Annotated in this window: 12 protein-coding genes; 5 read left to right on the top strand and 7 right to left on the bottom strand. The window is 70.7% G+C overall.

Features of this window, described 5'->3' with window-relative positions:
* Window positions 1-270: 270 nt before the first annotated feature.
* From AB0G02_RS00310 to AB0G02_RS00300, 3 genes are all read right to left on the bottom strand, one after another.
* Window positions 271-1,584 carry a citrate synthase gene (locus AB0G02_RS00310; RefSeq protein WP_360786960.1) on the bottom strand — a complete coding sequence of 438 codons (1,314 nt, stop codon included), beginning with the start codon at window positions 1,582-1,584 and terminating at the stop codon, window positions 271-273.
* 267 nt (window positions 1,585-1,851) lie between these two features.
* Window positions 1,852-2,790: a carbohydrate kinase gene (locus AB0G02_RS00305; protein WP_360786957.1), complete on the bottom strand. Its 939-nt coding sequence runs from the start codon at window positions 2,788-2,790 to the stop codon at window positions 1,852-1,854.
* Complete coding sequence (locus AB0G02_RS00300) at window positions 2,787-3,383, bottom strand: TetR/AcrR family transcriptional regulator (RefSeq protein WP_360786954.1); 597 nt, start codon at window positions 3,381-3,383, stop codon at window positions 2,787-2,789. The genes AB0G02_RS00305 and AB0G02_RS00300 overlap by 4 nt, the downstream gene beginning before the upstream one ends.
* Before the next feature lie 108 nt (window positions 3,384-3,491).
* Between AB0G02_RS00300 and AB0G02_RS00295 the strand changes: the two genes are divergently transcribed.
* Both AB0G02_RS00295 and AB0G02_RS00290 read left to right on the top strand, forming a co-directional pair.
* Window positions 3,492-4,634, top strand: a complete 1,143-nt coding sequence (locus tag AB0G02_RS00295) for an acyl-CoA dehydrogenase family protein (RefSeq protein ID WP_360786951.1) — start codon at window positions 3,492-3,494, stop codon at window positions 4,632-4,634.
* Window positions 4,635-4,714: 80 nt separating this feature from the next.
* Entirely contained in the window at window positions 4,715-5,392 is a 678-nt protein-coding gene (locus tag AB0G02_RS00290) for a DUF3800 domain-containing protein (RefSeq protein WP_360786948.1), read from the top strand.
* A 104-nt stretch (window positions 5,393-5,496) separates the two neighbouring features.
* Here the strand turns inward: AB0G02_RS00290 and AB0G02_RS00285 are convergent, their stop codons facing one another.
* Both AB0G02_RS00285 and AB0G02_RS00280 read right to left on the bottom strand, forming a co-directional pair.
* Window positions 5,497-6,690 carry an amidohydrolase gene (locus AB0G02_RS00285; RefSeq protein ID WP_360786946.1) on the bottom strand — a complete coding sequence of 398 codons (1,194 nt, stop codon included), beginning with the start codon at window positions 6,688-6,690 and terminating at the stop codon, window positions 5,497-5,499.
* A gap of 19 nt (window positions 6,691-6,709) precedes the next feature.
* Window positions 6,710-7,582: an aldose 1-epimerase family protein gene (locus AB0G02_RS00280; RefSeq protein WP_360786943.1), complete on the bottom strand. Its 873-nt coding sequence runs from the start codon at window positions 7,580-7,582 to the stop codon at window positions 6,710-6,712.
* Between the two features lie 68 nt (window positions 7,583-7,650).
* On the opposite strand from AB0G02_RS00280, the gene AB0G02_RS00275 reads away from it, so the two are divergent.
* Window positions 7,651-8,205 carry a TetR/AcrR family transcriptional regulator gene (locus AB0G02_RS00275; RefSeq protein WP_360786940.1) on the top strand — a complete coding sequence of 185 codons (555 nt, stop codon included), beginning with the start codon at window positions 7,651-7,653 and terminating at the stop codon, window positions 8,203-8,205.
* A complete protein-coding gene (locus AB0G02_RS00270) occupies window positions 8,202-9,026 on the top strand; it encodes an MBL fold metallo-hydrolase (RefSeq protein ID WP_360786938.1) in 825 nt (274 codons plus the stop codon). The genes AB0G02_RS00275 and AB0G02_RS00270 overlap by 4 nt, the downstream gene beginning before the upstream one ends.
* Window positions 9,027-9,038: 12 nt before the next feature.
* On the opposite strand, the gene AB0G02_RS00265 is transcribed toward AB0G02_RS00270, so the two are convergent.
* Window positions 9,039-9,497 (bottom strand): DUF1453 domain-containing protein, encoded by a 459-nt coding sequence (locus AB0G02_RS00265; protein WP_360786934.1) that lies wholly within the window; start codon window positions 9,495-9,497, stop codon window positions 9,039-9,041.
* A 76-nt stretch (window positions 9,498-9,573) separates the two neighbouring features.
* Here AB0G02_RS00265 and AB0G02_RS00260 point away from each other — a divergent pair, with 76 nt between their 5' ends.
* Window positions 9,574-10,182, top strand: coding sequence for a TetR family transcriptional regulator C-terminal domain-containing protein (locus AB0G02_RS00260; RefSeq protein WP_360786931.1), 609 nt, complete (start codon window positions 9,574-9,576; stop codon window positions 10,180-10,182).
* 10 nt (window positions 10,183-10,192) lie between these two features.
* On the opposite strand, the gene AB0G02_RS00255 is transcribed toward AB0G02_RS00260, so the two are convergent.
* Window positions 10,193-11,575: an APC family permease gene (locus AB0G02_RS00255; RefSeq protein WP_360786928.1), complete on the bottom strand. Its 1,383-nt coding sequence runs from the start codon at window positions 11,573-11,575 to the stop codon at window positions 10,193-10,195.
* Between the last annotated feature and the right edge of the window lie 3 nt (window positions 11,576-11,578).

The following is an 11,578-nucleotide window of genomic DNA, read 5'->3' as shown; positions in this document are numbered from 1 at the left end:
CGCCCAGGAGGGCGGGGTGGTCGGCGGTCCGCAGGTCCCGCCGGAACCACACCACGGTCGAGGAGTCCACGGACCGACCCTAGGCGCGCCACCGGCGCACCGCACGACGAACCCGTCACCCGCAAGGGGACGCGGGAAGTCGCCGGGACGCGGGATCGCCGGGTCGCCGGGTCGCCGGGTCGCCGGCAACGAAAAGGCCCGCACCGGCGATCGGGTGCGGGCCTTCGGTGCAGCGGAGCGGGTCGGCGCCGGTCGATCGGCGCCGGTCGGTCAGCGCTGGTCGATCGAGACGAACGAGCGCTCCGGCGAGCCGACGTAGACCTGCCGCGGGCGGCCGATCTTGGTGGCCGGGTCGTTGATCATCTCGCGCCAGTGCGCGATCCAGCCGGGCAGCCGGCCCAGCGCGAACAGCACGGTGAAGAACTTCGTCGGGAAGCCCATCGCCCGGTAGATCAGGCCGGTGTAGAAGTCGACGTTCGGGTACAGCTTGCGCTCGACGAAGTAGTCGTCCGCGAGCGCGGTCTCCTCCAGCGCCTTGGCGATGTCCAGCAGCTCGTCGGACGCGCCCAGCTTCCCGAGGATCTCGTCGGCCGTCTTCTTGATGATCGCGGCACGCGGGTCGTAGTTCTTGTAGACCCGGTGGCCGAAGCCCATCAGGCGGACGCCGTCCTCCTTGTTCTTGACCTTCTTCACGAACGCGGAGACGTCACCGCCCTCGCGCCGGATCTTCTCCAGCATCTCCAGCACCGCGGAGTTCGCGCCGCCGTGCAGCGGGCCGAACAGGGCGTTGATGCCGGCGGAGATGGACGCGAACAGGTTCGCCTCCGAGGAGCCGACCAGGCGCACGGTCGACGTGGAGCAGTTCTGCTCGTGGTCGGCGTGCAGCACGAACAGCAGGTCGAGCGCCCGCACCAGGTCGGGGTCCACGTCGTACGGCTCGGCCGGGAAGCCGAACGTCATGCGCAGGAAGTTGTCCACCAGGCCCAGGGAGTTGTCCGGGTACAGGAACGGCTGGCCCACGGACTTCTTGTAGGCGTACGCCGCGATGGTGGGCACCTTGGCCAGCAGGCGGATCGTCGAGATCTCGACCTGGTTGGCGTCGAAGGGGCTGAGGCTGTCCTGGTAGAACGTCGACAGCGCGGACACCGCCGAGGACAGCACGGGCATGGGGTGGGCGTCACGCGGGAAGCCGTCGAAGAACCGCTTCAGGTCCTCGTGCAGCAGCGTGTGCCGGTTGATCTTGGAGGAGAACTCCTCCAGCTGGGCCTGGGTCGGCAGCTCGCCGTAGATCAGCAGGTAGCTGACCTCGATGAAGTTCGACTTCTCGGCGAGCTGCTCGATCGGGTAGCCGCGGTAGCGCAGGATGCCCGCGTCACCGTCGATGTAGGTGATCTCGGAGGAGCAGGAAGCGGTGTTGACGAATCCGCTGTCCAGCGTCACCAGGCCGGTGGTGGCCAGCAGCTTGCCGAGATCGACACCGGGCGCACCTTCGGTGGCCGGTACTACCTTCATCTCGTGCTCTCCGCCCGGATGGCGCAGCGCGACGGTACGGGTGTCGTTCGGCGCAGTCGTCGCGTCGGGCATGCAGAGTCCCTCTCACGCTAGGGCGGGGTGGCTCATGCGGGTCTCGCACGCACGCGCGCGGGCGTGGGATCGTCCCGCACCGCAGCACCACCCCGTTGGGGTCCTGTCAGTTCTCCCACGCTAGTCAGAGGACGACCCCGGCACAGTCGCGGTGTGAACCGATTCTGTGAGGTGGGACCGGCATCACATCCGGATGCATGGGTGGCTAGCGTGCATCCACCACCGTAGCCCTTTGGCGCTGTTTCTCCACCTCAAGAGGGGTGAGAGCTAGGTCATCTCCAGCTCGCGTTTCGTGGGCGGCTCGGCGCCGGCCCGGGAGCACGTGATGGCCGCCGCCGCACCCGCGTGAGCCAGTGCCTCCTGCCACTTCCCGGCGTCCAGACCACGGACAGCCTCGACGGACAGCGCGTCGCGGTCGTGCAGCCAGGCCAGCAGGGCGCCCTGCACGGTGTCGCCCGCACCGATGGTGTCGACGACGTCCACGGGCGTGGGTGGGACGCGGATCACGTCACCCGCGGCGGTCAGCACGGCCAGCCCGTCACCACCGCGCGTGAGCACGACGGCGGCCGGTCCGGCGCCCTGCCAGTCGCGCACGACCTCCAGCACGTCGTCCTCGGGCGCGTCCGCCGGCAGGTCGGCCAGCCACCGGGCGTCCTCGACGGACACCTTCAGCAGGCCCACGTGCGGCAGCCACGAGTCGTACCGGTCGCGGTAGGCCACGGGGTCGTGGATGAGGCTCGCACGGATGTTCGGGTCCAGCACGGTGAGCGCGCCGCGCTCGGCCTCGCGCCACAGCACCCGCTCGTAGGTGCTCGCGCCCGGCTCCAGCACCATCGACAGCGTCCCGAACGACACGGCCCTCGTCCCGGCGGGCAGCGGCCCGGGGTCGGTCACCTGGCGGTCCGCGGTGCCCTCGACGTAGAACGAGTAGCGCGCCGAGCCGTCGTCGGCCAGCCCGACCACGGCCAGCGTCGTCGGCTGGTCGCCGCGCTGCACCAGGTCCGTGCGCACGCCCGAGGCGTGCAGCCGCTCGACCAGCCGGTCGCCGAACAGGTCCGACGACACCCGGGACAGGAAGCTCACCGGCGCTTCGAGCCGCCCGGCGGCGATGGCCACGTTGTACGGCCCGCCGCCCAGCCGCGGCGCGAGGTTCCCCTCGGGCGTGGGCACCAGGTCCACCAGCGCCTCACCAGCAACGACGATCACGACCGGCTCCGTTCTCTCCGCAACCCGTCCAGCAGCAGTTCACCCAGCGCGGTGAACGCCTCGGCGTCCGACACCCCCGCACGCCGGGTCAGCACACCGGTCTGGATGCCCTCGATGAGCAGACCGGCCATCTCCGCGATCAGGGTCGCATGCACGTCCCGGAACACCCCGTCGCGGACGCCCTCCTGGATGAACTCGCGGATCCGCTCGGCGGCGGCGCGGGCGTTGCGCTCGTAGGTGGAGCGCGTGGGGGCGAACGCGGACACGTCGGTGATGAACTGCCCCGACGCCCGGCGCAGCTCCTCGGCCGCGCCCGCCAGGTACGTGCCGACGCGGGCCCGGACGTCCTTGACGTCCGCGATCCGGTGCTCGATCCGCTCGGCCGCGCCCTTGAAGTACCGGCCGACGACGCGCACGGCCAGCTGCTCCTTGCTGGCGGCCAGCGCGTACAGCGTCGACTTCGAGCAGTGCAGGCGGGCCGCGAGGTCGTCGAGCGTGAAGTGCGCGAACCCCTCCGCGAGCACCAGCGCCTCCAGTCGCCCCAGCAGCTCGTCCTGCCTGGGCGTCAGCGGTCTGCGCACGATCGAGGTCATAGGCGGCAATTCTTTCACAGTACCTAGGCGCAGTACTGGCGTACGTCCTACAGTACTGTCAAGAGTACCGTCCTTGGACGCGTCCACGCCGCTACCCGGAGGTCGACGATGCCCGCCGAGCGCCTGCTGCCCACCACCGAGGCCGAGGACCTGCTGGCCCTGGTCCGCGAGATCGCCCGCGACGAGCTCGCGCCGCACGCCGCCGAGGCCGAGGAGCACGAGCGGTTCCCGCGCGACAAGTTCCGCCTGCTCGGCAAGACCGGCCTGCTGGGCCTGCCGTACCCGGAGCGGTTCGGCGGCGGCGAGCAGCCGTACGAGGTGTACCTGCAGGCGCTGGAGGAGGTCGCGTCGGCGTGGATGTCGGTCGGCGTGGGGCTGTCGGTGCACGTCATGTCCAGCTACGCGCTGGCGACGTTCGGCAGCGAGGAGCAGAAGGACCGGTGGCTGCCGGACGTGCTCGCGGGTGACCACCTCGGCGGGTACGCGCTGTCGGAGTCGCACGCCGGTTCGGACGCCGGGGCGCTGTCGACGCGGGCCGTGCGGGACGGCGACCGGTACGTCGTCAACGGCACGAAGGCGTGGATCACGCACGCCGGGGTGGCCGACTTCTACACGTTGATGGCGCGCACGTCGGACGACGGCGGCAAGGGCATCAGCTGCTTCTTCGCGCCGGGCCGCGCGGACGGTCTCACGGCCGCCGCCCCGGAGCGCAAGATGGGCCTGACGGGTTCGATCACCGCGCAGCTGTCGTTCTCCGGCGTGCGCCTGGACGCGGACCGGTTGATCGGTGCCGAGGGCGACGGCCTGAAGATCGCACTGTCCGCTTTGGACTCGGGCCGGCTCGGGATCGCCGCGTGCGGCGTGGGTCTGGCGCAGGCGGCGCTGGACGAGGCCGTGGCGTACGCCAAGCAGCGCACCCAGTTCGGCCGCGCGATCATCGACTTCCAGGGCCTGGAGTTCCTGCTGGCCGACATGGCCGCCGCCGTCGAGTCGGCTCGTGCCACGTACCTGGAAGCCGCCCGCCGCCGCGACCGCGGCCTGCCGTTCCGCCGCCAGGCGGCGATCGCCAAGCTGATCTGCACCGACACCGCCATGAAGGTGACCACGGACGCCGTGCAGGTGCTGGGCGGCGCCGGCTACACCCGCGACTTCCCGGTGGAGCGCTACATGCGGGAGGCCAAGGTCCTCCAGATCTTCGAGGGCACGAACCAAATCCAACGCCTCGTGATCGGCCGCGACCTGCGCCGCTGACATCGGGGCCACCGGGGCGGGAAGTCACTCCGAGTGGCCGACCATCACCCTTCGTGGCGCACACTCTACCGTTCGCGGTCGTGAGCGAAGTGCGCCTGTTCTACATCGACGACTCGGGGGCCCAGTCCGCCGAACTGGTCGTCTTCGGCTGGGTGGAGCTGCTCGTCACCGATTGGCGGCCGGCGTTGCGGTCGTGGCTGGACTGGCGCAAGGCTCTCCACGCCACGACCGGGCTGCCGGCCAGCTACGAGCTGCACGCCACCAAGTTCGCCAACGGCCGCGGCCGGCCGACGAAGACCGACTGGGACCACAGCAAGGCCCACCGCTCGGCGGTGATGGTCGAGGCGCTGGGCGCCATCGCCGGACTGCCGGGCGTGCGCACCGGCGCGGTGTTCCGCGACACGAAGGGCACCAACTACTTCGACGCCAAGGCCACCGCCTACGCCGACCTGGTGACCACGATCGACGTGCGGCTCGTGGACACCGGTCAGCACGGCTTCGTCATCATGGACGGGGACGGCACCGACCCGTCCTACCGGCAGGCGCACCGCGGCCTGCGCCTGGCCACCCGCAACCTGATCGAGGACCCGTTCTTCCAGGGCTCCCACCTGAGCCAGTGGGTCCAGGTGGCCGACCTGGTGGCGTACACGGCCTACCAGGCCGTGCTGCGCGCCCCGGGCAAGGAACTGATGTGGGAGTGGTACGCCGACCTGCTCGGTCCCGCCTGCGCCAATGGCGGTCGACCACAGCCGATCTGACCCACCCCGGGAAAGAAGCTGGACCCGCTTCCCCACGGGAGTGGGACGGGTCCGCGCCTCAAAGATAGCAGGTGCCCGACCACGTCGTCGGGCCCGCCGACGGGTCAGGGTTCGCGGTAGAACGGGTTGGTGACGACTTCCTCGCCGTTCTCGTAGCGGTAGACCTCGCGGCCCTCCACGAAGACCTTCAGGGCACGGCTCATCACGTCCAGAGGGTCACCCGACCAGATCACGACGTCACCGTCCAGGCCCGGCTGGAGCGAGCCGACGCGGTCGTCCAGGCCCATGATGCGCGCCGGGTTGGTGGTGATCGACTCCAGACCGGTCCGGCGGTCCAGGCCCTCCTTCACCGCCAACGTCACCTGGTGCACGAGGAAGTGGATCGGCACCACGGGGTGGTCGGTGGTGATCGCGATCTGCACGCCCGCCCGCGCCAGGATGCCCGGGTTGCGCAACGACCGCTGCCGCACCTCGACCTTGGACCGCGACGTGAACAGCGGCCCGATCACGACCGGGATGCCACGCTCCGCGAGGACGTCCGCGATCAGGTGACCCTCGGTCCCGTGGTTGACGATGAGCCGGTAGCCGAACTCGTCGGCCAGCCGCAACGCCGTCGCGATGTCGTCCGCCCGGTGGCAGTGCTGGCACCACGGCAGCTCGCCCGACAGCACCCGCGCCAGCACCTCGGACGTCGGGTTGCGCTCGAACGCGCCCTCGGCCTCGTCCCGCTTGGCCACGTAGTCCTGCGCCTTGGTGAGCGCGTCGCGGATCACCGCGGCCACGCCCTGACGGGTGGACGGCAGCTTCTTCTGGTCCCCGTACACCCGCTTCGGGTTCTCACCGAGGGCGCTCTTCACGCTGACGGGGTTGCGCAGCAGCATCTCGTCGACCGTGCGGCCCCAGCACTTGACCGCCACGGTCTGCCCGCCGATCACGTTGCCCGACCCGGGCTTGATCACCGCGGTCGTGACGCCGCCGGCCAGGGCGTCGGCGAAGCCCTGGTCGGCGGCGTTGATCGCGTCCAACGCGCGCAGCCGCGCGCCGTTGGGGTCGGTCATCTCGTTGGTGTCCTGCCCGGCCCAGCCCTCGCCCTCCTCGTGCACGCCGAGGTGGCCGTGGGCCTCCACGAAACCGGGCAGCACCCAGCCGCCCGCCGCGTCCACGACCGGGACGCCGTCCGGCACCTCGACGTCCGGGCCGATCGCGGCGATCTTCCCGTCCTGGATCAGGACCGTGCCGTCCTCGATCGGCTCACCGGCGACCGGGACGACGTACCCACCCGTGATTGCGACGTTCATAGTTAGCGACGCTAACGGCCTACGACAACGGGCGCAAACCCCACCGGCCGGCCCACGACTCGCCGGGCTCCAGCCACAGCAGGTCCACCCCGCTGTTCAACGCGTCCGGCGGGCACGTCATCGGCTCGATCGCCACGGCGCGGCCCCGCCCGGGGAAGTCGTCCGGCGTGTAGACCTGCACCCACTTGAAGTCCGGGTCCGCCCACACCTCGACGCCGCCGCCCGGGCCCTTCAGCACGTGCCGCACCAGCCCGTCCACCGGCTCGCAGCCGCCGAACGCGGTGTCCAGCTTCACGCCTTCGAGCAGCCGCGCCACCCGGAAGTCGTAGTCGCCGGAGACCGGCTCGGCCGGACCGGTCGGGATCATCGTGTCCGGGTGGACCGGCAGCACGGTGGCGGCGGAGAGCGACAGCGACGTCTCGTCGGTCAGCGACGCGCCGGCCCGCGGGTACGGGTGCGTGCCGACGCCGAACGGCGTGCGCGCGTCACCCAGGTTGGTGACGCCGTGCGACACGCTGAGGCCGTTGTCGTCCAACGCGTAGGTGATGGTGGTGCGCAGCGGCACGGGCCAGCCGAAGCCCGCCACCGACGCCTCCATCGACAGCAGCCCGCCGGTGTGCTCCAGCACCTCCCACACCACGCGGCGCACCAGGCCGTGGATCGCGTTGCCGCGGGTCGGCTCGGTCACCTCCAGCTGCTGCTCGACGCCGTCCAGCGTCCACTTGCCGCCCGCCGTGCGGTTGGGCCACGGCACGAGCACCGCGCCGCTGCCCATGGGCTGCTCGTCTTCGTACGTCTCCACGTACGGCACGCCGCCGACGTCGTAGGACTTCAGTACCGCACCCTCAGGTGCGATGACGGCGCGCGCCGCGCCGTGGGCGATCTCCAGCATGGGTCAGGAGCGTATCCGAGGGACGTTCCGCTTGACTTTCTTACTAGACCGGTCTCTATAGTAAAACCATGCCAAGAAGGACGGACACCCGCGACCGCGTGGTGCGCACGGCGGCCGACCTCTTCCGGTCGCAGGGCTACCACGCGACGGGTCTGAACCAGGTCCTCAGCGAGGGCGGGGCGCCCAAGGGATCGCTCTACTTCCACTTCCCGGGCGGTAAGGAGCAGTTGGCCGTCGAGGCGGTGGCGTTGGCGGGCAAGGAACTCGGTGACGCGCTGGCCGCCGTCCTGGCGGCGGTGCCGGACCCCGCGGAAGCGCTTTCCCGGGCCCTGGACCTGCTCGGCCGCGAGCTGCTGGCTTCGGACTTCCGCAGCGGGTGCCCCATCGCCACGGTGGCGCTGGACGCGGCGTCGGACAGCGAGCCGATCCGCGTCGCCTGCGAGGACGTCTACGCGTCGTGGCAACAGGTCATCGCCGCGCACGTGGGCGACGAAGACCTCGCCACGGTCGTGCTCGCCGCCATCGAGGGCGCGCTGCTGCTCGCCCGCACCCGCCGTTCGCTCGACCCCCTGCACGCCGTCGGCGCCCGCCTGGGCGCGCTGCTGGAAAGGCCCACGCCATGAAGGTGCACCACCTCAACTGCGGCACCATGCGCCCGTTCGGCGGGAAGCTCGTCACCGGCGAGGGGTCGTACTTCCGCGCGGCCGAGCTGGTCTGCCACGTGCTGCTGCTGGAGACCGACGACGGCCTGGTGCTGGTCGACAGCGGGCTCGGCGTCGGTGACGTGCGCCGGCCCGGCGACACGCTGGCGCGGTGGTGGCGGGCGATGAGCCGGCCCGTGCTGGACGAGTCGGAGACCGCGGTGCGGCAGGTGGAAGCGCTCGGCTTCGCCGCGTCGGACGTGCGGGACGTCGTGCTGACCCACCTGGACCTCGACCACGGCGGCGGTCTGCGCGACTTCCCGCAGGCGCGGGTGCACCTGTCGGCGGAGGAGCTGGCCGCCGCGACGCGCCCGGACAGGTCGGGCAACGACCGGGTGCGCTACCCCGACGGCCAGTGGCGGCACGGCCCGAAGTGGGTGCCGCACGAGACGACCGGCGAGACGTGGTTCGGCTTCTCCGGGGTGCGCGAGGTGCGGCCGGACGTGCTGCTGGTGCCGTTGTTCGGGCACACGCACGGGCACACGGGGGTGGCGGTGCGCGACGGCGACCGGTGGCTGCTGCACGCGGGCGACTCCTACTTCTTCCACGGCGAGATGGCCACGCCGCCGCACTGCCCGCCCGCGTTGACCTTCATGCAGAAGCGGATGCAGGTGGCGTCCGGGCTGCGCCTGGCCAACCAGGACCGGTTGCGGGAGCTGGTGCGCGACCACGGCGCGTCGGTCGACGTCTTCAACGCCCACGACGCCACCCTCCTGCGCCGCCACCAGGCCGTGCCCGCCTGATCGAGCGGGCCCCTACCGCCGCGCCGGCGCGAACGGCACGCCCGTCCCCAGCGCCCGCACGCCGAGCGCGATGCCCTCGCCCAGCAGGCTCACCCCGATGGCCAGCGTCATCGGGCGGGCCTGCTCGGGCGTGCCCGACGACACGGCGAGGTGGCCGATCCCGAAGTTGACGGCGGCGGACAGCACCCAGACGACCAGCGTCCACGCGGTGTAGCGCTGCCAGAGGTGGCCCTCCTTGGTGACCAGCCGCGGCGTCAGCCCGCGCACCCCGCCGAGCACGAGCCCGACGACCGAGGCGGCGACGACCCAGGCGATGTCGCCGCCGCTCGGGTGCACGTCGTTCACCAGGCCGTAGACGCCGATCCCCACCAGGACGACGGGCGGCACGAACAGGTCGCGGGCGTTGAGCGGCTCACCCAGGAACCGCTTGACCACCAGGCCCACCACCAGCGCGATCACGATCAGAGTCATCCACACGTCGACGTCCCCCTTTGATTTAGCACGGTCATGCCAAATCAAAATAGCATGGCTGTGCTACAAAAGTGGAGTGCCGAAGATCGTGGACCCGGACCAGCGGCGGGAAGCCGTGGTCGAAGCGCTGTTCCGGGTGATCGAGCGGGACGGCCTGGAGCAGGCGTCCCTGCGCAACGTCGCCGCCGAGGCGGGCCTGGCCATCGGCTCGGTGCGGCACTACTTCGAGCACCACACCGAGCTGGTGGTGTTCGCGATGAAGGCGTTGAGCGAACGGCTCACCACCCGGCTGACCAGCCACGTCGACCGCGTGCGCACCGCGGCGGACCCGCGTGGGGCGGTCGTCGACATGCTGGCCGAGCTGCTGCCCGTGGACGAGCGGCGGACCCGCGAGACGGCCGTGTGGCTGGCGTTCCTGATGGCCTCGCGCACGCGCCCCGAGCTGCGCCCGCACGCCGACGAGCTCTACGACGGCCTGGTCGTGCTCACCACCCGGATCCTCGAAGGGGCGCGGCGCGGGGGGCGGTTGACCCCCGACGCCGACCTCGCCCTGGAGTCACGCCGCCTGTGCGCGTTGATCGACGGCCTGTCGCTGCACGCGATCCTGCACCCCGACCGGCTGGACGCGGCGGCGGTGCTGGACGTGCTGCGCCGTCACCTCGACACGCTGGTCGCGCCGGCGTGACCCCCTCCGCTCACTTGCCCAGCTTGGCCGGGTCGAAGCTCGTCTTGCCGTGCACGAACCGGTTGATGATCCAGAGGACCACGCCGGCGGCGAGCAGGTAGAGCGCGATCTCGTAGTCCGCCGACGCCCGACCCGACAGCGGGCTCGCCAGGTAGGCGCACGTGATCGCACCCAGCACCGGCACCCACGTCGGCGCGCGGAAGTGCTTGTGGTCGACCTTCTCCTTGCGCAGCACCAGCACGGCGATGTTGACGATCGTGAAGACGACCAGCAGCAGCAACGCGGTCGTGCCGCCGAGCTTGGCGATGTCGGTCGTGCACACCAGGATGATCGCCACGCCGGAGGTGAAGATGATCGAGATCCACGGCGTGCGGCGGGACGGGTGCACGGTGCCGAAGACCTTCGGGATGATCCGCTCGTTCGACATGCCGTACAGCAGCCGGCTGGCCATCAGCATGTTGATCAGCGCCGAGTTGATGACCGCGAACAGGCCGATCAGCGAGAACACCCACAGCGGGAAGCCCGGCGCACCGACGGTGACGACCCTCAGCAACGCCGAGGAGCCGGCCTTCGCGAGCTCGTCGGCGGGGATGAGCAGCGACGACGTGATCGCGACCAGCACGTAGATGACCGCCGCGATCACCATGCCCCACAGCATCGCCCGCGGGAAGATGCGGACCGGGTCGCGGCACTCCTCGGCCATGTTCACCGAGTCCTCGAACCCGACCATCGCGAAGAACGCCAGCGCGGTCGCGGACGTGATCGCGACCAGCGCGCTCTGACCGGGTGCCGGGTCGACCTGCGTGAGGCGGGACGCGTCCCCGTCGCCCGCCAGCACCGCGTAGAGGCCGATCGCGATGATGATCACCAGACCGGACAGCTCGATGCACGTCAGCACGACGTTCGCCTTGACCGACTCCGAGACGCCCCGGAAGTTGATCACGCCGAGCCCGACGATGAACAGGATCGCGACGAGCGTGGCGGACACCGTGAAGGTGTCGGAGAAGAACTCCTTGATGACCGACTGGAGGTAGGTGCGCCCGAACGCGAGCGCGGCGGAGGACGCCGAGGTGATGCCCGAGCTCATCACCGCGAACGCCACCATGAACGTCAGGAACTGGATCTTGAAAGCCCGGTTGGTGTACAGCGCCGCACCGGCCGCCTTCGGGTACTTGCCGACCAGCTCCAGGTAGCTGAACGCGGTCAGGAACGCCACCACGAACGCGATCAGGAACGGCACCCACAGCGCGCCGCCGATCTTGCCCGCGACGTTGCCCGTGAGGGCGTAGATGCCGGTGCCGAGGATGTCACCGACCACGAAGAACAACAGCAGCTTCGGGCCGATGGCCCGGTTGAGTTCCGGTTGTTCCGGTGCGCTCGTCGCTTCCGCCATGCC

The organism is Actinosynnema sp. NPDC023658 (assembly GCF_040639995.1).
Classification (GTDB): domain Bacteria; phylum Actinomycetota; class Actinomycetes; order Mycobacteriales; family Pseudonocardiaceae; genus Actinosynnema.
Note: the sequence above shows the minus strand (reverse complement) of the source record. Positions and strands in the feature narration are given on the sequence as shown.